This is a genomic window from Pseudomonas sp. A6 (genome assembly GCF_052367875.1).
Taxonomy (GTDB): Bacteria; Pseudomonadota; Gammaproteobacteria; order Pseudomonadales; family Pseudomonadaceae; genus Pseudomonas; species Pseudomonas citronellolis.
In genome coordinates, this window is the sequence record NZ_CP198970.1 from 5,177,583 (window position 1) to 5,202,894 (window position 25,312).

The 25,312-nt window shown below is 68.8% G+C and carries 25 protein-coding genes; 11 read left to right on the plus strand and 14 right to left on the minus strand.

All coding sequences use genetic code 11. From position 1 onward, the window contains the following. Positions 1–253: 253 nt before the first annotated feature. Positions 254–1,816 (minus strand): sigma-54-dependent phenylalanine hydroxylase transcriptional regulator PhhR, encoded by a 1,563-nt coding sequence (locus ACTWJ5_RS22650; protein ID WP_009621602.1) that lies wholly within the window; start codon positions 1,814–1,816, stop codon positions 254–256. Between the two features lie 260 nt (positions 1,817–2,076). Here ACTWJ5_RS22650 and phhA point away from each other — a divergent pair, with 260 nt between their 5' ends. From phhA to ACTWJ5_RS22665, 3 genes are all read left to right on the plus strand, one after another. Then, positions 2,077–2,865, plus strand: coding sequence for a phenylalanine 4-monooxygenase (gene phhA, locus ACTWJ5_RS22655; protein ID WP_116423591.1), 789 nt, complete (start codon positions 2,077–2,079; stop codon positions 2,863–2,865). Positions 2,866–3,005: 140 nt separating this feature from the next. After that, on the plus strand, positions 3,006–3,362 hold the full coding sequence (locus tag ACTWJ5_RS22660) for a 4a-hydroxytetrahydrobiopterin dehydratase (protein ID WP_009621600.1): 357 nt from the start codon (positions 3,006–3,008) through the stop codon (positions 3,360–3,362). After that, complete coding sequence (locus ACTWJ5_RS22665; protein ID WP_253409908.1) at positions 3,359–4,555, plus strand: amino acid aminotransferase; 1,197 nt, start codon at positions 3,359–3,361, stop codon at positions 4,553–4,555. The genes ACTWJ5_RS22660 and ACTWJ5_RS22665 overlap by 4 nt, the downstream gene beginning before the upstream one ends. Positions 4,556–4,610: 55 nt before the next feature. Here the strand turns inward: ACTWJ5_RS22665 and ACTWJ5_RS22670 are convergent, their stop codons facing one another. Next, on the minus strand, positions 4,611–5,642 hold the full coding sequence (locus ACTWJ5_RS22670) for an AraC family transcriptional regulator (protein WP_253409906.1): 1,032 nt from the start codon (positions 5,640–5,642) through the stop codon (positions 4,611–4,613). Positions 5,643–5,755: 113 nt separating this feature from the next. Between ACTWJ5_RS22670 and ACTWJ5_RS22675 the strand changes: the two genes are divergently transcribed. Beyond that, the gene (locus ACTWJ5_RS22675) at positions 5,756–6,649 is read left to right on the plus strand and encodes a TauD/TfdA dioxygenase family protein (protein WP_444436599.1); all 894 of its coding nucleotides are present in this window, start codon (positions 5,756–5,758) and stop codon (positions 6,647–6,649) included. Between the two features lie 323 nt (positions 6,650–6,972). Here ACTWJ5_RS22675 and ACTWJ5_RS22680 read toward each other — a convergent pair whose 3' ends face one another. Next, positions 6,973–7,875 carry a LysR family transcriptional regulator gene (locus tag ACTWJ5_RS22680; protein ID WP_444436600.1) on the minus strand — a complete coding sequence of 301 codons (903 nt, stop codon included), beginning with the start codon at positions 7,873–7,875 and terminating at the stop codon, positions 6,973–6,975. Between the two features lie 108 nt (positions 7,876–7,983). Between ACTWJ5_RS22680 and ACTWJ5_RS22685 the strand changes: the two genes are divergently transcribed. Further along, complete coding sequence (locus tag ACTWJ5_RS22685; RefSeq protein WP_074977102.1) at positions 7,984–9,054, plus strand: AbrB family transcriptional regulator; 1,071 nt, start codon at positions 7,984–7,986, stop codon at positions 9,052–9,054. Positions 9,055–9,093: 39 nt separating this feature from the next. Here the strand turns inward: ACTWJ5_RS22685 and ACTWJ5_RS22690 are convergent, their stop codons facing one another. Next, positions 9,094–9,648 (minus strand): TetR/AcrR family transcriptional regulator C-terminal ligand-binding domain-containing protein, encoded by a 555-nt coding sequence (locus ACTWJ5_RS22690; RefSeq protein ID WP_444436601.1) that lies wholly within the window; start codon positions 9,646–9,648, stop codon positions 9,094–9,096. Between the two features lie 88 nt (positions 9,649–9,736). Here ACTWJ5_RS22690 and ACTWJ5_RS22695 point away from each other — a divergent pair, with 88 nt between their 5' ends. Next, positions 9,737–10,954 (plus strand): MFS transporter, encoded by a 1,218-nt coding sequence (locus ACTWJ5_RS22695; protein ID WP_444436602.1) that lies wholly within the window; start codon positions 9,737–9,739, stop codon positions 10,952–10,954. A gap of 78 nt (positions 10,955–11,032) precedes the next feature. Here ACTWJ5_RS22695 and arfB read toward each other — a convergent pair whose 3' ends face one another. Further along, complete coding sequence (gene arfB / locus ACTWJ5_RS22700) at positions 11,033–11,446, minus strand: alternative ribosome rescue aminoacyl-tRNA hydrolase ArfB (protein WP_009621591.1); 414 nt, start codon at positions 11,444–11,446, stop codon at positions 11,033–11,035. 236 nt (positions 11,447–11,682) lie between these two features. Here arfB and ACTWJ5_RS22705 point away from each other — a divergent pair, with 236 nt between their 5' ends. Further along, a complete protein-coding gene (locus tag ACTWJ5_RS22705) occupies positions 11,683–12,606 on the plus strand; it encodes a nucleoside-binding protein (protein WP_444436603.1) in 924 nt (307 codons plus the stop codon). 215 nt (positions 12,607–12,821) lie between these two features. Here the strand turns inward: ACTWJ5_RS22705 and ACTWJ5_RS22710 are convergent, their stop codons facing one another. After that, positions 12,822–13,199 (minus strand): MliC family protein, encoded by a 378-nt coding sequence (locus ACTWJ5_RS22710; RefSeq protein ID WP_116423583.1) that lies wholly within the window; start codon positions 13,197–13,199, stop codon positions 12,822–12,824. 102 nt (positions 13,200–13,301) lie between these two features. Beyond that, positions 13,302–14,711 (minus strand): amino acid permease, encoded by a 1,410-nt coding sequence (locus ACTWJ5_RS22715; RefSeq protein WP_116423582.1) that lies wholly within the window; start codon positions 14,709–14,711, stop codon positions 13,302–13,304. Between the two features lie 341 nt (positions 14,712–15,052). Between ACTWJ5_RS22715 and ACTWJ5_RS22720 the strand changes: the two genes are divergently transcribed. Beyond that, on the plus strand, positions 15,053–15,838 hold the full coding sequence (locus ACTWJ5_RS22720) for an AraC family transcriptional regulator (RefSeq protein WP_444436604.1): 786 nt from the start codon (positions 15,053–15,055) through the stop codon (positions 15,836–15,838). A 96-nt stretch (positions 15,839–15,934) separates the two neighbouring features. Here the strand turns inward: ACTWJ5_RS22720 and ACTWJ5_RS22725 are convergent, their stop codons facing one another. Continuing rightward, positions 15,935–16,225 (minus strand): GIY-YIG nuclease family protein, encoded by a 291-nt coding sequence (locus ACTWJ5_RS22725; protein ID WP_444436605.1) that lies wholly within the window; start codon positions 16,223–16,225, stop codon positions 15,935–15,937. Between the two features lie 300 nt (positions 16,226–16,525). On the opposite strand from ACTWJ5_RS22725, the gene ACTWJ5_RS22730 reads away from it, so the two are divergent. After that, the gene (locus ACTWJ5_RS22730; protein ID WP_074977117.1) at positions 16,526–16,699 is read left to right on the plus strand and encodes a DUF1427 family protein; all 174 of its coding nucleotides are present in this window, start codon (positions 16,526–16,528) and stop codon (positions 16,697–16,699) included. Positions 16,700–16,720: 21 nt separating this feature from the next. Continuing rightward, positions 16,721–17,677 (plus strand): quinone oxidoreductase family protein, encoded by a 957-nt coding sequence (locus ACTWJ5_RS22735; RefSeq protein WP_444436606.1) that lies wholly within the window; start codon positions 16,721–16,723, stop codon positions 17,675–17,677. 8 nt (positions 17,678–17,685) lie between these two features. Here the strand turns inward: ACTWJ5_RS22735 and ACTWJ5_RS22740 are convergent, their stop codons facing one another. From ACTWJ5_RS22740 to ACTWJ5_RS22765, 6 genes are all read right to left on the minus strand, one after another. Further along, complete coding sequence (locus ACTWJ5_RS22740) at positions 17,686–18,471, minus strand: TenA family transcriptional regulator (RefSeq protein WP_444436607.1); 786 nt, start codon at positions 18,469–18,471, stop codon at positions 17,686–17,688. Between the two features lie 62 nt (positions 18,472–18,533). Further along, positions 18,534–20,990: an EAL domain-containing protein gene (locus ACTWJ5_RS22745; protein WP_444436608.1), complete on the minus strand. Its 2,457-nt coding sequence runs from the start codon at positions 20,988–20,990 to the stop codon at positions 18,534–18,536. A 529-nt stretch (positions 20,991–21,519) separates the two neighbouring features. Next, a complete protein-coding gene (locus ACTWJ5_RS22750; RefSeq protein ID WP_256515388.1) occupies positions 21,520–22,122 on the minus strand; it encodes a DsbA family protein in 603 nt (200 codons plus the stop codon). 39 nt (positions 22,123–22,161) lie between these two features. Then, positions 22,162–23,103, minus strand: coding sequence for an oxygen-dependent tRNA uridine(34) hydroxylase TrhO (trhO, locus tag ACTWJ5_RS22755; protein ID WP_444436609.1), 942 nt, complete (start codon positions 23,101–23,103; stop codon positions 22,162–22,164). Positions 23,104–23,213: 110 nt separating this feature from the next. Beyond that, positions 23,214–23,519 carry a BolA family protein gene (locus tag ACTWJ5_RS22760; RefSeq protein WP_444436610.1) on the minus strand — a complete coding sequence of 102 codons (306 nt, stop codon included), beginning with the start codon at positions 23,517–23,519 and terminating at the stop codon, positions 23,214–23,216. Between the two features lie 13 nt (positions 23,520–23,532). Then, positions 23,533–24,078: a DUF2059 domain-containing protein gene (locus ACTWJ5_RS22765; protein WP_116423574.1), complete on the minus strand. Its 546-nt coding sequence runs from the start codon at positions 24,076–24,078 to the stop codon at positions 23,533–23,535. A 152-nt stretch (positions 24,079–24,230) separates the two neighbouring features. Here ACTWJ5_RS22765 and ACTWJ5_RS22770 point away from each other — a divergent pair, with 152 nt between their 5' ends. Next, positions 24,231–25,244 (plus strand): DUF2804 domain-containing protein, encoded by a 1,014-nt coding sequence (locus ACTWJ5_RS22770; protein ID WP_407072403.1) that lies wholly within the window; start codon positions 24,231–24,233, stop codon positions 25,242–25,244. Positions 25,245–25,312: the final 68 nt, after the last annotated feature.

The window sequence follows — 25,312 nt, forward strand, 5'->3', positions numbered from 1 at the left end:
AACCGCGAACGGTTATCCGCCCTACGGTCGGGCACGGGTGTAGGAGCGGATTCATCCGCGATCGCGGACATGGCCCGCGACACCATGACGTCGAAGCAAAGGCCTGGATCGCCCTCTCCCCAACCCTCTCCCACAAGCGGGAGAGGGGGCTGTTCGGTGTGGGTGGATAGTCTGGAGTCAGCCGGGAATCCGGGTTCGCGAGCAAGCTCGCTCCTACAGGGGCGGACCCCGGACCAGGCGCGGAGCTCCGATGTCAGGACTCCCCGCCCTGCCCCAACCCATGCTGGCGCAGCTTGTTGGCGATGGTGGTGTGCGACACGCCCAGGCGCTTGCCCAGCAGGCGGCTGCTGGGGTGTTCGCGGTAGAGGCGCTCCAGCACCGCGCGTTCGAAGCGGCCGACGATGGCGTCGAGGCCGCCTTCCAGGGAGAAGTCGCCCAGCGGGTGCGGCGCGCCGTAGTCCGGCAGGCGGATATGCTCGACCTTGATGGTGCCGCCCTCGCACAGCGACACCGCCTGGAACAGCACGTTCTCCAGCTGGCGCACGTTGCCCGGCCAGTGGTAGCGGCCCAGGCGGTCCATGGCCTGGGGCGCCAGCTGCGGCAGCGGGCAGCCGATCTGCCGGCTGGCCTGGTCGAGGAAGTGCTCCACCAGCGGCGTCAGGCCGTCGAGGCATTCGCGCAGCGGCGGGATGTGCAGCGAGAGCACGTTGAGGCGGTGGTACAGGTCCTGGCGGAACTCGCCCTTGGCGCAGAGTTCGGACAGGTCGACCTGGGTGGCGCAGATCACCCGCACGTCCAGGTACACCTCCTCGTCGCTGCCCACCCGGCGGAAGCAGCCGTCCTGCAGGAAGCGCAGCAGCTTGGCCTGCAGGCGCGGGCTCATCTCGCCGACGCCGTCGAGGAACAGGGTGCCGCCGGCGGTCAGCTCCAGCAGGCCGAGCTTGCCTTCCGGGCGCGCGCCCTCGAAGGCGCCGGGGCCGTAGCCGAACAGCTCGGTCTCGGCCATGGATTCCGGCAGCCCGGCGCAGTTCAGCGCCATGAACGGCGCCTGGCCGCGCGGGCTGGCCAGGTGGCAGGCGCGGGCCAGCAGTTCCTTGCCGGTGCCGGTCTCGCCCTCGATCAGCAGCGGCGCGTCCAGCGGCGCCATGCGCCTGGCCTCGCGCACCACCGCGGCCATCACCCGCGAGCTCTGGAAGATGCTGTCGAAACCGCGCAGCTCATGCTTGCGCACGTTGTAGATGCGCTCGCCGACGCGGTCGGCGCGGTGCAGGGTGAGCACGGCGCCGGCCAGGGCCTCGCTTTCGTCGTGCTCGGATTGCAGCGGGGCGATGTCGGCGAGGAACACGTCGCCCTTGATCTTCACCCGCAGGCCGTTGATCCGCGCCTTGTTGGCGCGCACCAGTTCCGGCAGGTCGAGGTCCTCGGCGTAGCGCGCCAGGGGAATGCCCGGCACCTCGTCGACGCGCACCCCGAGCAACTGCGCGGCGGCGCGGTTGCCGGCGACGATCTGCCCGGCCATGTCGATGGACAGCACCGGGAAGTCCAGCGCCGCCAGCAGCGCGTTCAGCTCCAGATGGCGGCGCTCGCTGGGCATCAGGCCGACGCGCTTGACGCCGAACACCCCGGGAATGACCTCCAGCTTGGGCTTGAGCGACTGGAACTGCAGGTTGATCAGGTTCGGGCAGAGCAGGTAGATGGCGTTGCCCTGCTCGCCGCCGACCTCGCCGCGGTTGACGTTGATGCCGTAGTCGACCAGCAGGTTGAGGATGTCGCGCAGGATGCCGACGCGGTTCTGGCAGTGGACTTTGATACGCATGGCGAGCCCGGAGATTGTCGTTGTGCGGGGCGGTACCCGGCCGGATTTCGCCGGCGAGGCGGAAATTTCCGTCAAGAATATGTGACAGCGAACGCCAGCAGCAAGCCGATGACTCGCGATTCGGCGCGATTCGTAATCTTTTCTTTACGGTCGAAGGGGATTTGCAGCGCTCGCCCAAGGCCCATGGGGGCTGCATGGGCACGCCGACGCGGCTATTGATGAGGCATCAAAACAACAAAGGCCTCGAAGCCGGAGGACCCATGAAGACAACGCAGTACGTGGCCCGCCAACCTGACGAAGACGGTTTCATCCACTACCCCGAAACCGAGCACCAGGTCTGGAACACCCTGATCACCCGCCAGCTCAAGGTGATCGAAGGCCGCGCCTGCCAGGAATACCTGGACGGCATCGAGCAGCTCGCCCTGCCCCACGAGCGCATCCCGCAACTGGGCGAGATCAACAAGGTGCTCCAGGCCGCCACCGGCTGGCGCGTGGCCCGCGTCCCGGCGCTGATCCCGTTCCAGACCTTCTTCGCATTGCTGGCCAGCCAGCAGTTCCCGGTGGCCACCTTCATCCGCACACCGGAGGAGCTGGACTACCTGCAGGAGCCGGACATCTTCCACGAAATCTTCGGCCACTGCCCGCTGCTGACCAACCCCTGGTTCGCCGAGTTCACCCACACCTACGGCAAGCTCGGCCTGGCCGCCAGCAAGGAAGAACGCGTGTACCTGGCGCGGCTGTACTGGATGACCATCGAGTTCGGCCTGCTCGACACCCCGCAGGGCCGGCGCATCTACGGCGGCGGCATCCTCTCCTCGCCGAAGGAGACCGTCTACAGCCTCTCCGGCGAGCCCGAGCACCAGGCCTTCGACCCCGTGGAGGCCATGCGCACGCCCTACCGCATCGACATCCTGCAGCCGCTGTACTTCGTGCTGCCGGAACTCAAGCGCCTGTTCGAGTTGGCCCACCAGGACATCATGGCGCTGGTCCGCCAGGCCATGCAGCTGGGCCTGCACGCGCCCAAGTTCCCGCCGAAGCAGGCAGCCTGACCCCTACAGCCTGCCCGTTATCTTTTCGTAGGAGCGAGCTTGCTCGCGAACAAACGCAGTGCCATGCGGTTCGCAAGCAAGCTCGCCTCTACAGTCCTAAGATCAATGTCTTGCGTGACGAACCCTACAAGGAGAACCCCATGACCGCCCTCAACCAAGCCCATTGCGAAGCCTGCCGCGCCGACGCGCCCCACGTCTCCGACGAGGAACTGGCGACCCTGATCAAGCAGATTCCGGACTGGAACATCGAGGTGCGCGACGGCCATATGGAGCTGGAGCGCGTGTACCTGTTCAAGAACTTCCGCCACGCTCTGGCCTTCACCAATGCCGTCGGCGCCATCGCCGAGGAAGAAGGCCACCACCCGGACCTGCTCACCCAGTGGGGCAAGGTCACCGTCACCTGGTGGAGCCACGAGCTCAAGGGCCTGCACCGCAACGACTTCATCATGGCCGCGCGCACCGACGAGCTGGCCAAGGTCGCCGAAGGCCGCAAATGAACCACTTCGCCCCCATCCCGCGCGTGCCGGGCGACCCCATCCTGGGGCTGCTCGACGCCTACCGCGCCGACCCCAACCCGGCCAAGCTGGACCTGGGCGTGGGCGTCTACAAGGACGCCCAGGGCCTGACGCCGATCCCCCGCGCGGTGAAGCTGGCCGAGCAGCGCCTGGTGGAGCACGAGACCACCAAGAGCTACGTCGGCGGCCACGGCGATGCGCTGTTCGCCGCGCGCCTGTGCGAGCTGGTGCTGGGCAGCGACTCGCCGCTGCTGGCCAGCCAGCGCGCCGACGCCAGCCAGACGCCCGGCGGCACCGGCGCCCTGCGCCTGGCCGCGGACTTCATCGCCCGCTGCCTGCCCGGCCGCGGCATCTGGGTGAGCGACCCGACCTGGCCGATCCACGAGACGCTGTTCGCCGCGGCCGGCCTGAAGGTGCACCACTACCCCTACGTCGGCGCCGACAACCACCTCGACGTGGAAGGCATGCTCGCCACCCTGGAAAAGGTGCCCCACGGCGACGTGGTGCTGCTGCACGCCTGCTGCCACAACCCCAGCGGCTTCGACCTGGCCTACAACGACTGGCAGAAGGTGCTGGAAGTGGTGCGCCGCCGCGAGCTGCTGCCGCTGATCGACTTCGCCTACCAGGGCTTCGGCGACGGCCTGGAGGAGGATGCCCGCGCCGTGCGGCTGTTCGCCGAGAGCCTGCCGGAGCTGCTGGTGACCAGCTCCTGCTCGAAGAACTTCGGCCTCTATCGCGACCGCGTCGGTGCGCTGATCGTCTGCGCCGCCAACGCCGAGCAACTGGGCAACGTGCGCAGCCAGCTGGCCAACCTGGCGCGCAACCTCTGGTCCACGCCGCCGGCCCATGGCGCCGAGGTGGTGGCGAGCATCCTCGGCGATCCCGAGCTGAAGCAGGTCTGGCTGGAGGAAGTGACCGCCATGCGGACGCGCATCGCCGGGCTGCGCCTGGGCCTGGTCGAGGCGTTGCAGCCCCACGGCCTGGCCGAGCGCTTCGCGCACATCGCCATCCAGCGCGGCATGTTCTCCTACACCGGCCTGAGCCCGGACCAGGTGCGCCGCCTGCGCGAGGAGCACAGCGTGTACCTGGTCGGCAGCGGCCGCGCCAACGTCGCCGGGCTGGACGCCAACCGCCTGGACGACCTGGCCCGAGCCATCGCCGCGGTCTGCACCTGAAAGCGTTTTCCACCCTCGCTCGACCGGCCGCTGGCCGGTCTTTTTTTGCCCGCGCTCAGCGTGGCGACAGCGGCCCGGCCTGGCGCTTCCAGCGCCCCGGGGTGGTCCCGGTCCAACGCTGGAAGGCCCGGCAGAAGCTGGCCGCCTCGGCATAACCCAGGCACTGGGCGACGCCGTTCAGGTCCATGCGCGACTCCAGCAGCAGGCGCTCGGCCAGGCGCAGGCGGATGCCGTCGCTCAACGGCTGGAAGCGCTGCCCTTCGGCGGCCAGGCGGCGCTGCAGGGTACGTTCGGAAAGCCCCAGGCGCTGCGCCACCTCGCGGCAGCCCGGCAGGCTCGCGGCATCGCGCACCAGCAGGCGCTGCACCGCCCGCGCGGTGGGCGTGGCGGCCAGGGGTAGCGCCAGCTCCTCGCAGAGCTTCTCGCACAGTTGCTCGCCGCTGCTGCGGCTGTCCGGGTTGGCCTGCGGCAGGCTGGCCTCCAGGTCGGCACGGGCGAACAGCAGGGCATTGCGCGGGGCGCCGAAGCGCACCGGATACGGCCAGGCGCGGGCGTAGGCGTCGAGGTCGGCCGGCGCCTCGGCGCGCAGCTCCAGCGCCAGCGGCTGCACCGGGCGTTGCAGCAGTTCGCCGGCCAGTTGCAGGCAACCGGCGATGCCGCGTTCGACCACGAAGGCGCGGGCGTCCAACGGCAGCACCTGGTCGTCGAAGATCATCCAGTGCCCGCGCGGCTCGGCCTCGCGGCTCACCGGGCACAGCGTCAGGGCCAGGCTCTGGTAGCGGCCGAAGGTCTCGAAGGCTTCCCGCAGGCTGCGGCAGGCGAGCATGGTGAAGCCCAGCAGCCCCAGCGAGGTGAGGTGGTAGCGGCGCCCGGCGGCGAAGCCCAGGCCGGGGCGGGCGCCCTGCTGCAGCAGGTTGCGGATCACCGCCAGCTCCTGCCAGGCCTGGATCTGCGCATGGCGCCCGGCTAGCTCGCGCGGCTCGATGGCGCTGCCCACCAGGCAGGCCTCCGCGGCCAGGCCCTCGCTGCGGGCGCAGTCGAGCAGGTGGCGCACGCCGGTGATGTCACGGGTCTGTCGCCAGTCCATGGGGCCTCCTGCAAGTGGCGGGAATCATCAATTTCTGGCGCCGATCATCATGGCGCAAGTATGCCGCGGCGACCATCCTCAACAGGCCGACAACACCAACAAGAGGGCACCCCATGTTCGAGTTCTTCTACGCCTTGCCGAGCCAGAACCGCGCCGCCAGCTACCGCCACTTCCAGATCGTCCCGGCCACCGGCGCCATCGGCGCGGACGTCAGCGGCGTCGACCTGCGCAGCCTGGGCGAGGAAGGCTTCGCCGAACTGCGCCAGGCATTGCTGGCGCACAAGGTGCTGTTCATCCGCGGGCAGTCGCTGGGCGTCGAGGACCTGGAGGCGGTCACCCTGCGCCTCGGCGAATTCGGCCGCGAGCCCTACGTGCAGGGCCTGCCCGACCATCCCCACGTGGTGCGGGTGGTCAAGGAGGCCGACGAGAAGACGCCGGTGGTGTTCGGCGGCGCCTGGCACAGCGACTGGTCGTTCCAGGAACGCCCGCCGGCCTTCACCCTGCTCTACGGCCACGACATCCCGCCGTTCGGCGGCGACACCCTCTTCGCCAACCTGGCGCTGGCCTACGAATGGCTGTCGCCCAAGCTGCGCGCGCAACTGGAGAGCCTGGACGCCATCCACAGCCCGGAACGCGCCTACGGCGCCGAGGCCAAGCACAACGACCTGATGGAGAACATGGCGGTGCGCTACGGCAACGCCGACGGCGAAACCCGCTCGCACCCGCTGGTGACGCGCCACCCGGAGACCGGCAAGAAGATACTCTTCGTCAACCCGGCCTACACCAGCGGCATCAAGGGCCTGCGCCCGGCCGAAGCGCAGCCGCTGCTGGACTACCTCTACGGCATCGCCACCCAGCCGGCCTTCACCTGCCGCATGCGCTGGAGCCAGGGCACCCTGGCGATCTGGGACAACCGCAGCACCTGGCACTACCCGGTGTCGGACTACCACGGGATGCGGCGTGAGATGTATCGGACTACGGTGGTGGGCGAAGTGCCGAGTCGCTAAGAGACGGCTGCTTTGCTGCTTTTCGTAGGAGCGAGCTTGCTCGCGAACAGCGTTTACTGGCGGCAACTGTGTTTCAGATTGACTCCGCTCCCTCTCCCCAGCCCTCTCCCTGAAGGGAGAGGGGGCTTGTCCGTGCCGAGAGGAGGAATGGTTTCAACCGGAAACCTTCGGTGCTGCCGGCTGACTCAGGAATACCCACGCACACCGAACGGTCCCCTCTCCCTTCAGGGAGAGGGTTAGGGAGAGGGAACAGAGGTGGGCCCGGCAGCGGAGTCACCGGGGAGCTTGTTCGCGAGCAAGCTCGCTCCTACGAAAAGCCCAGCTCACTCCCCCGCAAACCTCTGCGCATGCTCCCGCAACATCCCCCGCAACAACTGCGCCGCCGGCGACAGATAGGCCCCCTCCCGCACCGCCAGCCCCATGGTCCGCGTCAAGGTGGTCTCCGCCAGCCTCACCTCGCGCAACTGGCTCATCCCATGCAGCCCGCCGTCCAGCGTTTCGCGGGCAACGAAGCTGAGCAGCCGGGTGCGGGCGATCAGGTTGGGCAGCATGGGAATGGCGTTGGTCTCGATCTGCACCCGCGGCGGCGGCAGGCCGTGGGCCTGGAAGGTGGCGTCCATCCAGCGCCGCGACGACACGCTGGGCGCCGGCAGCACCCAGCGGTAGCGGCACAGGTCGGCGATGGCCAGCGGGCCGTCGAACAGCGGGTGCTCGCGGCTGGCCACCACCACCACCTGGTCCTGCAGCAGCGGCTCGCTGAGCAGGTGCGCGTCGTCGAGGATGCGCGAGCAGATCGCCATGTCCAGGCGCCCGCCGCGCAGGGCCTCGCGCAGCACGTCGTCCTGGCCCAGGGACAGGCTGATGGTCACCTCCGGGGCGCGCCGCAACAGCTCCTCCACCAGCGGCGGCAGCAGGTACTCGGCCATGGTCGCGGCGCAGCCCAGGCGGATGTTGCCCACCAGGCCACTGGCGAAGTCGCGTACCTCGCGGCGCGTCTCCTCGATGTCCTGGCGCAGCTGGCGGGCGCGCTGCAGCATCAGCTCGCCGGCCGGGGTCAGGCGGATGCGCCGGCCCTCGCGCTGGAACAGGCTGGCGCCCAGGGACTGCTCCAGGCGCTGGATGCTCTTGGTCAGCGCCGGCTGGCTGCGCCCCAGGCGGTCCGCCGCGCGGCCCAGGTGGCCGAGCTCGGCGATGGTTTCGAAATAGGCGAGATCGCGCAGGTCCATGGCGGCCACCGATAGATTTCAGGAATGAATTCATGACTATTAGAAAATGGACTTGATGGATTGCGCTATCGATAATTTTCCCCGTTGTCCGCAGTCGGGAGCCTTCGCGTGTCCAGCCCTCAAGCCCAGAGCCTCAGCCGTATCCCCGCCAGCCTGCAGTGGCCGGCCCTGATCCTGGCGGCCGGCGGCGCCGGGCAGCTGCTAGCCTGGCTGGGCATCCCCGCCGCGCTGTTCCTCGGCCCCATGCTGGTGGCCATCGCCTTCGGTGTCGGCGGCGCCGGCATCCGCCTGCCGCGCCAGGCCTTCCGCCTCAGCCAGGGCTGCATCGGCCTGCTGGTGGCCCACGCCATCAACTGGTCGGTGCTGCAAGCCATGGCCGCGTCCTGGCCGCTGATGCTCTGCGCCACCCTGCTCACCCTGTTGCTCAGCGCCCTGGTCAGCTACGCCATGGTGCGCTTCGGCGGCATCCCCGGCAGCACCGCGGCCTGGGGCACCGCGCCCGGCGGCGCGGCGGCCATGGTGGCGATGGCCGAGTCCCACGGCGCCGATCCGCGGGTGGTGGCGACCATGCAGTACGTGCGGGTGGTCTGCGTGGTCATGGCCGGCGCCCTGGTCGGCCGCCTGCTGGGCCTGGAAGGCGGCGGCTCGGCGGCCCACAGCACGCCGCTGAACGACGCCGGCCACCTGCCCGACCTGGTCAACTGCCTGCTGCTGATCTTCGTCGGCGTCAGCCTGGGCGCGCGCCTGCCGGCCGGCCCGCTGCTGGTGCCGCTGGTGGCCGGCGCCACGCTGCAACTGGGCGGGCTGCTGCAGATCGCCCTGCCGCACTGGCTGCTGGTGCTGGCCTACGGGGTGATCGGCTGCTACATCGGCCTGCGCTTCGACCGCGCCAGCCTGGCCTACGTCGGCCGCCACCTGCCGGCCATGCTGGTCAGCGCCCTCGGCCTGATCCTCAGCTGCGCGCTCTTCGCCTGGGCCCTGGCGGCCGTCACCGGCATGGACTTCCTGTCCCTCTACCTGGCCACCAGCCCCGGCGGCCTGGACGCCATGGCGATCATCGCGGTGGATACCCACTCCGACGTCGGCCTGGTGCTGGCCATGCAGACCCTGCGGCTGTTCGTGGTGCTGTTCAGCGGCGTGTCCATCGCCCGCCTGGTGATCCGTCTTAGCCACGCCTGAAGCGCGGCGGTTCATGGCCGTCGCGCTGGAAAGCGCGCGCTAGAGGCCTTCGAGGGTGACGTCCAGCAGACGCTCGAGGTAGTCGGCGCCCAGTTCCTCGCTGGAGAACAGGATGCGGTAGACCAGTGGCGCCATCAGCCGGTCGACGATTCGGTCCACCGCTGGAAGCGCCTCGCCGCGTTTGGCTGCGCGGGCGAGGATGCATTCGAACTGGCCGAGGGCGATCTCCAGGCAGCGGCCGGAGCAGCCGCCGCCGGCGGCCAGCAGGTCGAGCACCACGGCGCGGCCGGGCACCGAGGCGGTTTCTTCCATGTACTGCTCGCCCCAGGCGCGCAGGTCGCCGCGCAGGCTGCCGGTGTCCGCCGGTTCAGCGTCCGGGCGGATGCGCTGCAGGGCGACGTCGCCCAGCAGTTCGTTGAGGTCGCCCCAGCGCCGGTAGATGGTCGAGGGCGTCACCCCGGCGCGGGCGGCTATCAGCGGCACCGTCAGCTCGCCGCGTTCGCGCTCCTCCAGCAGTTCCGTCACCGCCTTGTGCACCGAGGCCTGCACCCTCGCACTGCGGCCCCCCGGCCGCGCGCCCTGATTGATCGCCATAATCACCCTAACGCAAAGAATTTGCTTTTGTGTCGAAACAGGTCCAGCATCTCGCAAAAGCTAAATCTTAGCCTTTGCGAGGCCAACCATGACAGCCACCTTACCCAAAAGCACGAGCGAGCGCCGCCCCGGCCTGTCCCCGCGGGCTGCCAGCGGCCTGCTCGGCGCCATCCTCATGGGCTTTCTCGCCGCCGCCAGCGCACCCACCCCGCTATACGCGCTGTACCGCGAAACCTGGGGCTTCTCGCCCACGCTGCTGACGCTGGTGTTCAGCATCTACGCCGGCGGCCTGCTGCTGGCGCTGCTGGTGTTCGGCTCGCTGTCCGACCACCTCGGCCGCCGCCCGCTGATCCGCGCCGCGCTGCTCATCGAGTTGCTGGCGATGGCAGTGTTCCTGGCCGCGGGCTCGGTCCAGGCGCTGATCCTGGCGCGCCTGCTGCAGGGCTTCGCCACCGGCCTTGCCACCAGCGTGCTGGGCGCCGCCCTGCTGGACTTCGACCGCGAGCGCGGCCCGCTGGTCAACAGCATCGCGCCCATGCTCGGCCTGGCCCTGGGCGCCCTGGGCAGCAGCGCCCTGGTGCAGTTCGCCGGCGAGCCGCTGCACCTGGTGTACCGGGTGCTGTTCGGCCTGTTCGCGCTCGGCCTGGTGCTGCTGTGGCGCCTGCCGGAGAGCGTCAGCCCGCAGCCGGGCGCGCTGGCTTCGCTGCGCCCGCGCATCCGCATCCCGCCCCAGGCGCGCCGCGCCTTCTGGAGCGTGGCGCCGCTCAATGCCAGCCTCTGGGCCCTGGGCGGTTTCTACCTGTCGCTGGGGCCGAGCCTGGCGCGCCAGGTCAGCGGCCTGCAGGCGCCGCTCACCGGCGGCGTGCTGGTGTTCCTGCTGACCGCCTGCGGCGCCCTGGCGATCTTCGCCCTGCGCCACGGCGCGGCGCCGCTCATCCTGCGGCGCGGCGGCCTGGCCCTGGTCGGCGGCCTGCTGCTGACCCTGCTGGGCATCGACAGCGGCAGCGCCTGGCTGTTCTTCCTCGGCACCGCGGTGGCCGGGCTGGGCTTCGGCGGCAGCTTCCTCGGCGCCCTGCGCGCGGTGGTGCCGCTGGCCCATGCCCATGAGCGCGGCGGGTTGATGGCCGGCTTCTACGTGCTCAGCTACCTGGCCTTCAGCCTGCCGGCGGTGCTGGCGGGGGCGGCCACCCAGCGCTACGGCCTGGTCCCCACCACCAACGGCTATGCCGGCGTATTAATCCTGCTGGCCACGCTGGTGCTGCTGTCCAGTTGGCGCAGCGCCAGGGCCACGGCGCCGGTTATGTAGGATGGCGTTGAGCGCAGCGATACCCATCGATGGGAGTCGCTTCGCTCGTCCCATCCTACGCAGAGCCGGCAGCCCCTTTCAGTAATCCACCTTGCCGCGCCCGGCCTTGATCGCCCCGCGCTTGCTCTTGCCCTCCAGGCGGCGGGTCTTGGAGCCGAGGGTCGGCCGCGTCGGCTTGCGCTTCTTCTGCACCGTGGCCGCCGAGCGGATCAGCTCGGCCAGGCGCTCCAGCGCGTCCTCGCGGTTCTGCTCCTGGGTGCGGTACTGCTGGGCCTTGATCACCACCACGCCGTCGCCGCTGATGCGCTGGTCGCTCAGCGCCAGCAGGCGCTCCTTGTAGAAATCCGGCAGCGACGAGGCGCGGATGTCGAAGCGCAGGTGCACCGCGCTGGACACCTTGTTGACGTTCTGCCCGCCGGCGCCCTGGGCGCGGATGGCGCTCAGCTCGATTTCGGCGTCGGGGATCTGCACGGCGTTGGAGATGACGAGCATGGCGGGGAATTCGGACGGAGGGAAAGCACAGCATAACGCGCAATCGCCAGCAGGCACAGAACGCAGCCCGCCGCGGCGCAAGGCCGATTCCTGACTCGCGGATCAATTTTTGAATACACTTGTGTATACAAAAATCACTTGCAATGAATCCAACAGACCTTTAGAACCGTCCCTGTCCGGCCGCGGGCAGTCACGCGGCAACCGGCCCCATAACAACAACAAGATCGAGGTGCAGCATGTTCCGCCCGGTATCATCCGTGCCGGCGCCCAGCGCCGTCCGCCAACACCCGCGTACGTCCCGCCGCCTGAGCACCGGCAGCCGTATCGCCCTGAGCGCCGCCCTGTTGGCCGGCCTCCCCCTGGACGCGGCCTTCGCCGACGACGACCGCTTCTTCGAGTGGACCAGCAACACGCTGGGCTTCCGCTACGGCCAGCAGTTCACCAACCCGAACAACCCGGACAAGTTCGCCAAGCGCATCTACAGCTTCAGCCACGCCGACGGCTACCGCTACGGCAGCAACTTCTTCCACCTGGACGTGTTCCTCTCCGACAGCCGCGACCCGCGCAAGGGCACCGACCACGGTGGCAGCGAGGTCTACGCGGTGTACCGCCACCAGCTGTACGCCTCGCGGGTGTTCGACGTGCCGCTGGGCAAGGGCCTGGTGAAGGACCATGCGCTGACCTTCGGCTTCGACGCCAGCCGCAACAACAACCTGGCCTCGGCGAAGAAGCGCGCCCTGGTGATCGGCCCGACGGTGAAGTTCAACGGCGCCGGCGTGCTCGACCTGAGCCTGATGTACTACCGCGAGAAGAACCACTTCGGCGTGCCCGGCGCAAAGCACCCGGACCACACCTTCGACGGCACCTACATGCTCAACCTGACCTGGCTGAAACCCTTCCAGCTCGGCGACCGCATGGCCAAGTTCCAGGGTTTCCTCAACCACGTCGGCGAGAAGGGCGAGGACTACAACGACAAGGACACCGCCGCCGAGACGCTGGTGCGAACCTCGCTGATGGTGGCTGCCCTGCCCGGCGCCAAGCGCCAGCCGAACCTCTGGCTCGGCGTGGGCTACGAGTACTGGCACAACAAGTTCGGCGTGGACGGCGGCACCGGCAGCCGCACCTCGACGCCGACGGTGAACCTGGAGTTCAGTTTCTGAGGTTCGGTCCTCGGTACGGGTACGGCTTCTCGTAGGAGCGAGCTTGCTCGCGAACACACTCCGCTGCGGGGCCCATTCGCGAGCAAGCTCGCTCCTACGAAGAGCGGAAGAGCAGCCCGGCGCTGCCTGTAGGATGGGTTGAGCGAAGCGATACCCATCAGCTTTCACCCACGAAAAAGCCCGGCACAGGCCGGGCTTTCTTCATCGCGACGAACTCAGCGTTCCTTGCAGGAAACCCCGTCGGCGGGCTCGCCGCCCTTCCAGTCCTTGTACAGGGTGGCTTCCTCGCCCTTGGTCCACCAGATGTACTGGCCGGCGGCGTACTTGGCGCCGGAGGCCGAGATGACGTTGCTGAACACCAGGCTGGCGCTGTCGCTCACCGGCACCACCGCCAGGTGGTTGTCGCCCTTGTTCAGGTACTGGACGCTGAACTTGCGCCCGTCGTCGCACTTGTAGTCGACGCTGCGCGAATCCAGCTTGGCGTCGCCCGGCAGGACCAGCGCGTCCACCGGCGGCGCCTTCTTCTCCTCGCCGCCGCAGGCGACCAGCAGCACGGGAACGGCGGCGGCCAGCAGCCAGAATGCTTTTTTCATGGGTGTCCCTCTGACGAAAAATGGCCGGGACACTCTAGCCAAGGTTCGCCGCCGGCGGCAACGCCGCGCGCCCCGGCGAAAAGTCGGGCGCGCGGCTCGCCCTCATTCGGCCAATGCCAAGACCGGCTGCGCGGCGCGCGAGCGCTTGAGGCGGTAGCAGGCGAACATCACCAGCAGCCACAGCGGGATCACGTACACCGAGACCTGGATGCCCGGGATCATCGCCATCACCCCGAGGATGAACAGCACGAAGGCCAGGCACAGCCAGTTGCCGTAGGGGTAGAAGATGGCGCGGAAGGCGGTGCGCACGCCGTCGCGGTCCATGCGCTGGCGGAACTTCAGGTGCGCGTAGCTGATCATCGCCCAGTTGATCACCAGCGCCGCCACCACCAGCGACATCAGCAGTTCCAGCGCCTGGTGCGGGATCACGTAGTTGACCACCACCGCGAGGAAGGTCACCAGCGCCGACACCAGCAGCGCGCGCACCGGCACGCCACGCTTGTCCACCTTCGCCAGGGCGCGGGGCGCGTCGCCCTGCTCGGCCAGGCCGACCAGCATGCGGCCGTTGCAGTAGGTGCCGCTGTTGTAGACCGACAGCGCCGCGGTGAGCACCACGAAGTTGAGGATGTGCGCGGCGGTGTCGCTGCCGAGCAGCGAGAACACTTTCACGAAGGGGCTGCCGCTGTAGTCGTCGCCGGCCGCGCTGATGCTCTGCAGCAGGCTGTCCCAGGGCGTCAGCGCGAGCAGCACGGCCAGGGCGCCGACGTAGAAGATCAGGATGCGCCAGAGCACCTGGTTGATCGCCTTGGGGATCACCGTTTTCGGCTGGTCGGCCTCGGCGGCGGTGAAGCCGAGCATCTCCAGGCCGCCGAAGGAGAACATGATGAAGGCCATGGCCATCACCAGCCCGCTGGCGCCGTTGGGGAAGAAGCCGCCGTGGCTCCACAGGTTGCTCACGCTCGCCTGCTCGCCGCCGTGGCCGGAGAACAGCAGCCAGCAGCCGAGCAGGATCATGCCGACCACGGCGCTGACCTTGATCATCGCGAACCAGAACTCGGCCTCGCCGAACAGCTTGACGTTGGTCAGGTTGATGAGGTTGACCAGCACGAAGAACACCGCGGCGCTGGCCCAGGTGGGCACGTCCGGCCACCAGTAGTGCACGTACTTGCCCACCGCGGTGAGCTCGGACATGCCGACCAGGATGTACAGCACCCAGCAGTTCCAGCCGGAGAGGAAGCCGGCGAAACCGCCCCAGTACTTGTGGGCGAAGTGGCTGAAGGAGCCGGCCACCGGCTCTTCGACGATCATCTCGCCGAGCTGGCGCATGATCAGGAAGGCGATCACCCCGGCGATGGCGTAGCCGAGCAGCATGGACGGCCCGGCCGACTTGAGCACCCCGGCCGAGCCGAGGAACAGGCCGGTGCCGATGGCGCCGCCGAGGGCGATCAGCTGGATGTGGCGATTCTTCAGGCCGCGCTGCAACTGGCCTGCGTGCTGGGTATCACGCGTCATTGCGTCACCTTTTGTTGTTATCTGTGACGGATCGGGCCCCGCGGTTCGTGGCCGCGCGGCATGCAAGGCGCATCGCGCCGCGGCGAATTGCCGCCGGGCGCGGGGCAGGCGCCATATCAGCCGCTGCGGTCGCTGCGAACAAGCCTGCGAGCCTTGTGGGAAAGCGCCCGGCCAGCGTCGCGGGCGGCAGCTTTTCGTTACAGCCATGGCGGGCTGCGCAGTGCTTCGGCGCCCGCGTAAAACCTTCGTTACACAGCGGTTCACCAGCTTTCCAGGGCAGATGCAAGGCGCCCGCGCCGCCGCTACCATGCGCGGCATCGACCTTCGTTTTCCGGTGAGCCATGGCCCGCGCCGCCCCGCCCGACCTCAGCGATACCCAGGTGCCCCTGCGCGGCCTGGCGCGCAGCTACCCGCGCGGGCTGTACATCGAGCCCCACGAGCACGAGTGGGGCCAGGTGCTCTACGCCATGTCCGGGCTGATGTGGCTGGAAACCCCGCAGGAAGCCCTGCTGCTGCCGCCGCAGCGCGCCGTCTGGCTGCCGCCGGGCGTACCCCACGGCATCCGTGTGGTCAGCGAGCTGCAGATGCGCAACATCTACCTGCGCCCGAGCCTGGCCGGGGTGCTGGAGGAGCGCGTGCAGGTGTTCGAGGTGGGCACCCTGCTGCGCGAGCTGATCCTGCGCCTGGTGGAACAGGAAAGGCAGCCCGACGCCGAGTACTACCGCGCCCTCTCCGACCTCTGCGTGCTGGAACTGCGCCGCGCCCGCAGCAGCCTGCCGCGCATCCCCCTGCCGGAAGACGACGACCGACGCCTGCTAGCCCTGTGCCGGGCGGTGATGGCCAAACCCAGCACGGAAATCTCCGTGGAGCAGCACGCCGCCGACGTCGGCGCCAGCGTGCGCACCCTCGCCCGCCTGTTCCAGAGCAGCCTGGGCATGGGCTTCGCCGCCTGGCGCCGCCAGGTGCAACTGGCCACCGCCGTGGCCGCGCTGGCCGCCGGCACCCCGGTGAACCGCATCGCCCACGAGCTGGGCTACACGCCGGGGGCGTTCAGCGAGATGTTCCGCCGCGAGCTGGGGGTGGCGCCTTCGGAGTGGGGGATGGCGGGAGGGGATGCGTCCGGGTAGATGGCTGTTTATTGGGTTCCCGCGTTCGCGGGAATGACGGGAAAAACACTGTGCCAACCACGTCATTCCCGCGAACGCGGGAACCCAGAAAACCCCTCAGACGATTTCCTCCCAGAGATCACGCCAATCGGGATTGAACGACTCGATCAACTCGATCTTCCACTCCCGCCGCCATTTCTTCAGGCGCTTCTCCCGCGTGATCGCCTCCAGCATCGAGCCGTGCATTTCGTAATAGACCAACCGATGCACGCCGTAACGCGCCGTGAAGCCCGGAACCTGCTCGTTGCGATGTTCCCAGGCACGCTTGGGCAGGTTGCTCGTGGCGCCGATGTAGAGCGTTCCATTGCGGCAGCTGGCGAGGATGTAGACAGCGGGTTCGATGGGCATGGTCGGGCGCGTCCTGTTCCGTGGATTCGCCAACCTAGCGATATCGAAGGCCTGGGTGGCGGTGCGGTGGAGGGTCAGGAAAGGTCTGCGCTTCATAGAGGAAGTCGCTGGGTTCCCGCGTTCGCGGGAATGACGAGGTGGGGGGCGATGTTTCTGTCGTCCCCGTGAGCAGGGCTCCCACACGAAACAGCGTTCGGACGACATCGCCCCAATCTGTCCGAAATTCCGAAGTCCTTGACCGGTACCCGCCCGCCGTCCGCCCTAGACTGCCTCCACCCAGCCGAACGTCCCGGAGGCCCCATGAACTACCTGATATCGCTGGCCATCGGTGTTGCCGTCGGCGTGCTCTACAACCTGCTCGACTTCCGCTCGCCGGCGCCGCCCCTGGTGGCGCTGGTCGGCCTGCTCGGCATGCAGTTGGGCGAGAGCCTGCTGCCGGTCGGCCGCGAGCTGGTGCTGCGCTGGTTCCACTGAAACCCTTCGACGGAGACTCCCATGCAAGCCCTGCAATTCGCCCGTACCGGCGACCTCGACGCGCTCCAGCGGGTCGAACTGGCCGATCCCGTTCCCGCCGCCGACGAGGTGCTGGTGGAGGTCCGCGCCGCCGGCCTCAACCCCAGCGACGTGAAGAACGTGCTCGGCCGCTTCCCCTACACCACCCTGCCCCGGGTGCCCGGCCGCGATTTCGCCGGGGTCGTGGTGAAAGGCCCGCAGGCGCTGCTCGGCCAGGCCGTGTGGGGTACCGGCAAGGAGCTCGGCTTCCTCCGCGACGGCAGCCATGCCGGCCTGCTGGCCCTGCCGGCGCGCGGCGTGGCGTTGATGCCCAAGAGCCTGGACTTCGCCCAGGCCGCCAGTTGCGGGGTGCCCTACACCACAGCCTGGGACGCCCTGGAGCGCAGCGGCGTGAAGGCCGGCACCCGGCTGCTGGTGATCGGCGCCGGCGCGGTCGGCTCGGCCGCGCTGGACCTGGCCCGCGCCCGCGGCGCCGAGGTGCTGGCCGGGGTGCGCCGCGCCGAACAGGCCGCCGAACTGCAGGCCCGCGGCATCGCCAGCCTGCTGCTGGAGCAGCCGGAGCGCCTGGCCGAGCAAGTGAATTCAACATTCCCCGGCGGCGCCGAGGTGATCTTCGACACCACCGGTTTCTGGCTGCCGGCAGCGGTCAGCGCCCTGGCCACCTTCGGCCGCATCGCCATCATCGCCGCGCCGGTGGACGGCCACGTGCAGTTGCCGGCGCTGGCGCTGTACCGCCGCGGCGGTTCGCTGGTGGGGGTCAATTCACTGCTGTATGACAGCATCGCCTGCGCACGCATGCTGGAGCAGTTCGGCCGCGGCTTCGACGAAGGCCGCCTGCCGCTGCCCGGCGGGCTGCGCGAATCGCCGCTGAGCGAGGGCCAGCAGCGCTATCGCGAGGTGAACGAGGGCAGCAGCGACAAGCACATCCTGCTGCCCTGAGGCGGGCTTCAGCCGGCCACGCGCACCTGCAGGCGGCGCGAGGTGCCGGCCAGTTCCCGGGCCAGGCAGTGGTCCAGGAACAGCTCCATGTAGCGGAAGCTCTTGCAGATGGCCGCGCGCAGCTCGTCCCAGCGCCCGGCGGCGATTTCCTGGCCGCACAGGGTGCAGATGATCTCCAGCGCTTCCCAGGGATGGTCATCGTCGTAGTGCGCATGCAGGCGCAGCCACTTCATCGCGCTCTTGCGCAGTTCCGCCGGCAGCGTCTGCTCGTAGGCGTCGCTGGAGCAGACCAGCGCCGACCAGTCGCCGGTCACGCCCTCCACCGCGTAGTTGGTGGCCGCCATGGCCACCGCCAGGTCGTCCGAGGCGCTGCTGTGCCAGCACCAGTGGCCGAGGGCGTGCAGCGCCTCGGGCACCTCCTGCGCGCGCAGCGCCGCCAGGCCCACGCCGTAGGCTTCGGCCCAGCGCAGCCAGTGGTCGGCATGGTTCAGCTCGACGCGGATGTTGCGCATCAGCCAGCGCCGCGCCATGTCTTCGCCGGGGGAACGGCCGAAGCGCGTCTTCAGCAGGTTCTGCGACATGTACAGGGGGAACTGCTCGACCACCGGCCAACCGCCGATGAGGTAGGTGCGCAGGGTCGCGGCGCCAATCTGGCCGTCGCGCAGGCGCCGGTAGAACTCGTGCCCGGAGACCGCGCGGCGGGCGCCTTCGCAGGCGGCCACCAGGTCCTGTGCCCACTGCGGGTAGCTGGTCAGGTCCTTCAGGGACCCGACGCGGAGGAATGCTTCGTTCATGCTGGCCCATCCTTGTGCGTCGATGAAATCGACCGCCAGACTAGATGACGGGCCGCGCACTGTCACCGTCCGGAGGTGGTGTCCGGCTCCACCAGGGCCGGCTCCGCCTGCCCGGAATAGTGACGGTTGAACGGTTGCGGGCGGCCCACGGCGTAACCCTGGGCATAATCGATACCGATCTCCCGCAGCACTTCGAGGATTTCCTGCGACTCGACGAACTCCGCCACCGTGCGCTTGCCCATGACGTGGCCGATCTGGTTGATCACCTGGACCATGGCGCGGTCGATGGGGTCGTCCAGCATATCCTTGATGAAGCTGCCGTCGATCTTCAGGTAGTCCACCGGCAGGTGCTTGAGGTAGACGAAGGACGACATGCCGGCGCAGAAGTCGTCGAGGGAGAAGCGGTAGCCCATGGCCTTGAGTTCGTGGATGAACTGGGTGGCGCTGACCAGGTTGGCGATGGCGCTGGTCTCGGTGACCTCGAAGCAGATGTTCTCCGGCGCCAGGCCGTAGGCCGGCTGCAGCTCGCGGAGCATCTGGATGAAGCTGGCGTCGCCGATGGTGGCCCCGGACAGGTTGATGGCGCAGGTGGTGATCGGCGCGCAGCCGGCCTCGCGGCGTTCGGCGAGGATCTCGAAGGCGCGGTTGGCTACCCAGCGGTCGATCAGCGGCATCAGGCCGTAGCGTTCGGCGGCCGGGATGAAGTCGTTGGGCGGCACCAGGCGGCCGCTCTCGTCCAGCACGCGCAGCAGCAGCTCGACGTGCAGGCCCTCCTCGGCCTGCGGGTCGACCGCGCGGATGGGCTGGGCGAACAGGCGGAAGCGGTCCTCGTCCAGGGCCTGGCGGATGCGCTGGACCCAGGCCATCTCGCCGAAGCGCATGGACAGCTCGCTGTCGTCCGGGCTGAACACCTGGGCGCGGTTGCGGCCCTTTTCCTTGGCCAGGTAGCAGGCCATGTCGGCGCAGCGCAGCGCCTCCTCCACCGACACCAGCATGGCCGAGACGTGCACCACGCCGATGCTGACGGTGATGTTGAAGGGCCGCCGGTCCCAGACGAAGTGCAGGCCCTCGACGCCCTGGCGGAGGTTCTCGGCGATCTGCTCGGCGACCTCCGGCGGGCAGTTCTCCAGCAGCACGCCGAACTCGTCGCCGCCCAGGCGCGCCAGGGTGTCGCCCTCGCGCAGGCAGCGTTCGAGGACGCTGCAGGTCTGGCGCAGCAGCTCGTCGCCGGCGGCATGCCCGCAGGTGTCGTTGACCAGCTTGAACTGGTCCAGGTCGAGGTACATCAGGCTGTGGCGGTCGTTGCGCTGCGCCGAGCGCTCCAGCGCCTGCTCCAGGCGGTACTCGAACTCGCGGCGGTTGCTCAGGCCGGTCAGCGAGTCGTGGGTGGCCTGCCAGGACAGGCTTTCCATGTACTGCCGCTCGCGGGTCATATCGTGCAGCACCAGCGCCGCGCCGACGATGCGGCCGCCGACGCGGATCGGCGTGCCCACCAGGGTCACCACCACGCCGCTGCCGTCCAGGCGCTGCAGCAGCTTGCTGACCTCGCTGCCAGCCTCTACCTCGCCGCGCAGGACCTGCCCGACCAGGGCCAGGTCCTCTTCCTCGGAGGTCTCGTCGAGCATGCGCAGCAGCGACTTCAGCGGCAGGCCCACGGCCATCTCGCTGTCCCAGCCGATCATGCGTTCGGCGGCCGGGTTGAGGTAGGCGATGTGGGCGTTCTCGTCGATGGTGATGACCGCGTCGCCGATCGCCGCCAGGGTCGTCTGGGCCTTCTCGCGCTCGCTGTCCAGGGCGCTCTGGAAGGCGCGCTGGGCCAGCAGCAGTTTGCGCGTGCGCCAGGCCGCCAGGAGGATCAGGGCCAGGCCGCTGACGATGTTGGCCACCAGCAGCAGGCGCATCACCGCCCGCGAGCCCTGGGCGAGCGCGGCGCTGAAGGCCACGGAGGCGGGGGTCACGCCTTCGTTGATGGCCTGGATGCGCTGGTCCCAGTAGCTGATGTCGCCGGGGCCGACCTGGCCGGCCTGGATGCGCTGGTGCATCTCCTCGGCGATGGCCTGGAGCTGGTCGAGGTAGCGGTCGCCCTCCTTCCAGTAGCGCACCGCCTCGTTGAAGTAGCTGAAGTCGTGGAAATAGCGGTAGAGGGTGATGATGGCGCCGACGTCGTCGGGATGGTTGCCGCCGGCGAGGATGCCTTTGCGCGCCAGTTCGTAGTCCGGCTGCGGGCTGTCCAGGGCGGTGCGCAGCAGGCGGTCGCCGAGGGGGATGGCGATGGCTTCCTGGTAGCGCCGGTAGTCGTCGGCGTCACGCGTCTCGCCGTAGCGCTGCAGGTAGTGGATGGCGTCCTTCTGGCCCTTGGACCAGAGGCTCTCGCCGCCGACGTAGGCGCGCGCCCCCGAAATCAGGTAAAGGCTGCCTACGCCAAGCAATCCCTGCAGCAGGACCACGGCGATGAACGGCCATACCAGCTTCCACAGCCGGGAGTCATGGCGAATACGGCTCTGCCCAGTTGCACCCATGGATATTGTCGGATTCCTTTCGTGTCCTTACCGCTGCGGCAGCCCGCCGTAGCCGGACTGGAGCGCAACGGCCCCTCCTTACTCTTAGCGCATGGTAGCCATTCCACAAGGCGGGGGTACAGGGCCTGGGCCGAGGAAAATCTCAAAATTGTCCGACAAAATGCCGCCGGCCGCCGCCTGCGTCGTTGCCAACCCCTGCGCCAGGGCCTTCGGCCAGCCGATGGGCGACAGTGGTGCACTTCGTCGGTGGTGGGCGTGTCGGCGCTGCAGGGCAATTCCGTTCGCGAATGCGAAGCGCAGCGATGCGGATTCAGGGTGACGCCGAGCGATCAGACCTCACCCCAGCCCTCTTCCGCTTGCGGGAGAGGGCTGGGGTGAGGGGGAGGGGTTCGCCGGTGTGTCGTTGCCGCCGGGGAGTGCCGTTCGCGAGCAAGCTCGCTCCTACATTCATTCTCCGGCATACACCACGCCCGTAGGATGGCGTTGAGCGAAGCGATACCCATCACCACCACCAACGGCGCAACAGGAGTCAGCCCTGGCGGCCGCGCTCCAGCCAGCGCTCGAGCATCGGCGCCAGTTCTTCCAGCGGCTGGTAGCCATTGGTCAGCAGGGCCAGTTGGCCGTTGCGCTCGGCCAGCAGGGTGGGGAAGCCGGCAATGCCCAGGTCGCGGGCCCAGGAGAAGTCGGCCTGGGTCGTCAGGTGGTTTTCCTGGCTGTCGAACAGCTCGGCGAACTCGATGCGCGGCAGGCCGACGCTTTCGGCCAGCTGCGCCAGGGTCGCGGCCTCGGTGACGTCACGCCCCTCGACGTAGAAGGCCTGCTGGATGGCCTTGACCAGCGCCCAGGCGGCCTCCTCGTCCAGGCGCCGGGCGGCGACCACCGCGCGACAGGCCGGCTCGGTGTCGTAGACGAAGCCTTCGGGCAGCGCGCCCTCGAAGCGGAACGGCTGGCCGGTGGCCTGCTGCACCGCCTGCCAGTGCTCGAGGATGTAGCGCCGGGTGGCCGGCTCCAGGGCCGCGCCGTGGCCGGTGCGCAATCCGCCCATGACCAGCGCCAGCGGTACGCCGGCGGCGCCCGCCTGCTCAATCAGCGCCTGGGCCACCGGGGCGAAGCCCCAGCACCAGGAGCACATGGGGTCCATCACGTAGAGCAGGCGGGCGTTGGCCAAGGGTCAGTCCTCCAGGACGGCCTGCCGCGGGTCGCGGCCGATGGGGTGGGGCTGGTTGCGCAGCTTCGCCAGCTCGATCTGCTTCTGCCGCTCGCGGGCGCTGGCGCGGGTCTTCTCGCTCAGCGTGTCCCAGCAGTGCGGGCAGCTGATGCCCGGGGCATAGTGCTCGCTGGCGCGGTCCAGGGCCGAGATCGGGTTGCGGCAAGCGTGGCACTGGTCGTAGTCGCCCTCGGTGAGGTCATGGCGCACCGTCACCCGGTTGTCGAACACGAAGCAGTCGCCGCGCCACAGGCTCTGTGCCTCGGGCACTTCCTCCAGGTACTTGAGGATGCCGCCCTTGAGGTGGAAGACCTCTTCGAAGCCCTCGCCGAGCATGTAGCTGGAGGCCTTCTCGCAACGGATGCCGCCGGTGCAGAACATGGCGACCTTCTTGTGCCTGGCCGGGTCGTAGTGGGCCTTCACGTAGTCGGGGAACTCGCGGAACGACTGGGTCCTGGGATCGACCGCGCCTTCGAAGGTGCCGATGGCCACCTCGTAGTCGTTGCGGGTGTCGATCAGCAGCACCTCGGGGTCGCTGATCAGCGCGTTCCAGTCCTGCGGCTCGACGTAGGTGCCGACGCGGCGGTTGGGATCGACGCCGGGCACGCCCAGGGTGACGATCTCTTTCTTCAGCTTGACCTTGGTGCGGTAGAACGGCTGCTCGTCGCAGTAGGATTCCTTGTGGTCGACGTCGGCCAGGCGCGGGTCCCGGCGCAGCCAGGCGAGCAAGCCGTCGATGCCCTCGCGGGTACCGGACACGGTGCCGTTGATGCCTTCCTCGGCGAGCAGCAGGGTGCCCTTGATGCCGTTGTCCAGCAGGGTCTGCAGCAGGGGTTCGCGCAGCGCGACGTAGTCCGGCAGGGAAACGAACTTGTACAGCGCCGCCACGACGATGGAGCGGGTCATGGGGTACATCCTCCAGTGGTCGCCCGCGTAAAGGGCGGACCGGGTCAGAAAAGACAACGCCGGCATCGGTTGCCGGCGTTGGCGCATTCTACCGCAACGATCAGGCAGCGTCAGTGGTCGTGCTTGCTGCCGCCGCGGCAGGTCGGCGAGTCGGGCGCGGCGCCCTGCTCGGCCCATTCCTCGGGGGTGTAGGTGTGCAGCGCGAGGGCGTGGAACTCGCCCATCAGCTCGCCGAGGGTGGCGTAGACCTTCTGGTGCCGCTTGACCGCGTTCAGCCCGGCGAACACCGGGCTGACGATCACCGCCTTGTAGTGCGTTTCCTGGCCGCGGCTGTGCATGTGGCTCTCGTCCAGCACCTGCAGGTGCTGCGGTTCGAGGCCGGCCAGGGCGGACTGGATACGTTCCTGCATGCTCATGTCGCTGTTTCCGTCACTTCTTCGCCGGGGCCTTCACGCCCAGTTCCTTGTCCATGTCGGCCAGCAGCTTGTTCACCGGGTCGACCGCGGTCTGCAGCTTGGCCTGGGTCAGCTGGGCGGACTGCGCGGTCAGGCGCGGCATCTTCTGCAGCACTTTCTGGCCTAGGGGCGAGGCGTAGAAGTCGTTCAGCTGCTTGAGCTCGGACTCGGTGAAGTTGTCGGTGTAGAGCTTGACCAGCTCCGGCTTGATCTTCTCCCAGCCCACCGCGCGGTCCAGCTCGGCGTTGGCCTTGGCCTGGTAGCGGTCGAGCACCGCTTTCTTGCTGTCCGGCGCCTTCGCCTGGGCGAAGTGCTGGGAGAACATCTGCTGCACCTGGGCGTAGACCGGCACCGTGAGCTTGTCGGCGTGGACCTGCTTGAGGAATTTCTCGGCCTCGGCGGCGGAATCGGCCAGGGCCATGGTGCTGAAACCAACGAGGAGTGCAGCGGTGCAAATCTTGCGAAGGGCGGTCATGGGCAGTCCTTGAGTCTGTCTGGTGTGTCCCTTGGGACCCGCCATTCTGCGCCTAAGTTCTGAAAGCCCTCAAGCGGGAGCCGAGCAACGGCGTTTATGCCAGCCCAGTGGCAGAAATGGCTGAAAGTTGCTGCCTACCCTTGTTCTGTCAGCGGCGAATCGGCATGCTGGGTCAGATTGTCACATGGATGTGTTCGATGACCTCCCAGGCCCGCCTCACGCTGCCTCCCGCCCTACCGATGCTGTGCGATGCACGGGGCCACCTGGACCCGGGCGCCATCGGCTGGTCGTCGCGGCCGCTGCTGGATTGCGCCCTGCCCGGCCAGCGCGGCCGGCGCAAGCGCTGGAACCACTGGTGCCTGATCAGCCCGGGCTGGATGCTCTCGCTGACCATCGCCGACCTCGACTACCTCGGCTACGGCGCCCTCTACTTCCTCGACCTGAACACCGGCAAGGCCTATTCCCGCACCCAGATCTGCCCGCTGGGCCTGTGCTGCGAGTTGCCCGACCACCCCAACCAGAACCACGCCTTCCGCCACGAACGCCTCAACCTGGGCTTCGACGACCAGGGCGCGCGCCTGCGCATCCACGCCGACGCCGGCGACCTGGGCGGCCTGCCGCTGTCCCTGGCGCTGGACGTGCAGCGCCCGGCGCACCTGGACTCGGTCAACCTGGTGGTGCCCATGGGCGGCAACCACTTCCACGCCTGCAGCCGGCAGATGGGCCTGCCCTTCACCGGCGCCCTGCAACTGGGCGAGGAAACCTACCAGGCCCAGGCCGGGCAGAGCTTCGCCGCGCTGGACTTCGGCCGTGGCGTGTGGCCCTTCCGCAGCTTCTGGACGCGCGCCGCCTTCGCCGCGCCCGGCGGCATCGCCGGCAACTTCGGCTCGGGCTGGACCGACCACAGCGAACACAAGGAAAACGCCCTGTGGTTCGGCGGCGAGCTGCAGCGCCTGCGCGGCGAGGTGGACATCCGCCAGGCGCCCAACGACCCGCTCGCCCCCTGGCGCCTGAGCACCGCCGACCAGCGCGTCGACCTCGCCTTCACCCCGCTCAAGCTGCACGAGGCCTCGCCGCGCCTGGGCCTGCTCTATGCCCACACCAGCCAGTGGTTCGGCCACTACGACGGCTTCCTGCGCAGCGCCGCCGGCGAGCAGGTGCCGGTCAAGCGCGCCCTGGGCTGGATAGGCGCCACCCACGCACGCTGGTAGGCCCGCCGGCAAGCTATAAGCGCCATTGACGCAGCGCGGAACCCGAAAGCCGGCACAAGGCCTAAACT

What these genes read in the sequence shown, in the direction of transcription:
- ACTWJ5_RS22660 (WP_009621600.1), top strand. Translation starts at nt 3,006, where the DNA reads ATGACCGCCCTCAACCAAGCCCATTGCGAAGCCTGCCGCGCCGACGCG.
- ACTWJ5_RS22710 (WP_116423583.1), bottom strand. Translation starts at nt 13,199, where the DNA reads ATGAAAAAAGCATTCTGGCTGCTGGCCGCCGCCGTTCCCGTGCTGCTG.
- ACTWJ5_RS22750 (WP_256515388.1), bottom strand. Translation starts at nt 22,122, where the DNA reads ATGTGCTCCTGGTGCTGGGGCTTCGCCCCGGTGGCCCAGGCGCTGATT.
- ACTWJ5_RS22745 (WP_444436608.1), bottom strand. Translation starts at nt 20,990, where the DNA reads ATGGGTGCAACTGGGCAGAGCCGTATTCGCCATGACTCCCGGCTGTGG.
- ACTWJ5_RS22730 (WP_074977117.1), top strand. Translation starts at nt 16,526, where the DNA reads ATGAACTACCTGATATCGCTGGCCATCGGTGTTGCCGTCGGCGTGCTC.
- ACTWJ5_RS22690 (WP_444436601.1), bottom strand. Translation starts at nt 9,648, where the DNA reads ATGGCGATCAATCAGGGCGCGCGGCCGGGGGGCCGCAGTGCGAGGGTG.
- ACTWJ5_RS22715 (WP_116423582.1), bottom strand. Translation starts at nt 14,711, where the DNA reads ATGACGCGTGATACCCAGCACGCAGGCCAGTTGCAGCGCGGCCTGAAG.
- ACTWJ5_RS22765 (WP_116423574.1), bottom strand. Translation starts at nt 24,078, where the DNA reads ATGGCGGGTCCCAAGGGACACACCAGACAGACTCAAGGACTGCCCATG.
- ACTWJ5_RS22770 (WP_407072403.1), top strand. Translation starts at nt 24,231, where the DNA reads ATGACCTCCCAGGCCCGCCTCACGCTGCCTCCCGCCCTACCGATGCTG.
- ACTWJ5_RS22665 (WP_253409908.1), top strand. Translation starts at nt 3,359, where the DNA reads ATGAACCACTTCGCCCCCATCCCGCGCGTGCCGGGCGACCCCATCCTG.
- phhA (WP_116423591.1), top strand. Translation starts at nt 2,077, where the DNA reads ATGAAGACAACGCAGTACGTGGCCCGCCAACCTGACGAAGACGGTTTC.
- ACTWJ5_RS22705 (WP_444436603.1), top strand. Translation starts at nt 11,683, where the DNA reads ATGTTCCGCCCGGTATCATCCGTGCCGGCGCCCAGCGCCGTCCGCCAA.
- trhO (WP_444436609.1), bottom strand. Translation starts at nt 23,103, where the DNA reads ATGACCCGCTCCATCGTCGTGGCGGCGCTGTACAAGTTCGTTTCCCTG.
- ACTWJ5_RS22675 (WP_444436599.1), top strand. Translation starts at nt 5,756, where the DNA reads ATGTTCGAGTTCTTCTACGCCTTGCCGAGCCAGAACCGCGCCGCCAGC.
- ACTWJ5_RS22735 (WP_444436606.1), top strand. Translation starts at nt 16,721, where the DNA reads ATGCAAGCCCTGCAATTCGCCCGTACCGGCGACCTCGACGCGCTCCAG.
- ACTWJ5_RS22670 (WP_253409906.1), bottom strand. Translation starts at nt 5,642, where the DNA reads ATGGACTGGCGACAGACCCGTGACATCACCGGCGTGCGCCACCTGCTC.
- ACTWJ5_RS22725 (WP_444436605.1), bottom strand. Translation starts at nt 16,225, where the DNA reads ATGCCCATCGAACCCGCTGTCTACATCCTCGCCAGCTGCCGCAATGGA.
- ACTWJ5_RS22760 (WP_444436610.1), bottom strand. Translation starts at nt 23,519, where the DNA reads ATGAGCATGCAGGAACGTATCCAGTCCGCCCTGGCCGGCCTCGAACCG.
- arfB (WP_009621591.1), bottom strand. Translation starts at nt 11,446, where the DNA reads ATGCTCGTCATCTCCAACGCCGTGCAGATCCCCGACGCCGAAATCGAG.
- ACTWJ5_RS22695 (WP_444436602.1), top strand. Translation starts at nt 9,737, where the DNA reads ATGACAGCCACCTTACCCAAAAGCACGAGCGAGCGCCGCCCCGGCCTG.
- ACTWJ5_RS22680 (WP_444436600.1), bottom strand. Translation starts at nt 7,875, where the DNA reads ATGGACCTGCGCGATCTCGCCTATTTCGAAACCATCGCCGAGCTCGGC.
- ACTWJ5_RS22740 (WP_444436607.1), bottom strand. Translation starts at nt 18,471, where the DNA reads ATGAACGAAGCATTCCTCCGCGTCGGGTCCCTGAAGGACCTGACCAGC.
- ACTWJ5_RS22650 (WP_009621602.1), bottom strand. Translation starts at nt 1,816, where the DNA reads ATGCGTATCAAAGTCCACTGCCAGAACCGCGTCGGCATCCTGCGCGAC.
- ACTWJ5_RS22720 (WP_444436604.1), top strand. Translation starts at nt 15,053, where the DNA reads ATGGCCCGCGCCGCCCCGCCCGACCTCAGCGATACCCAGGTGCCCCTG.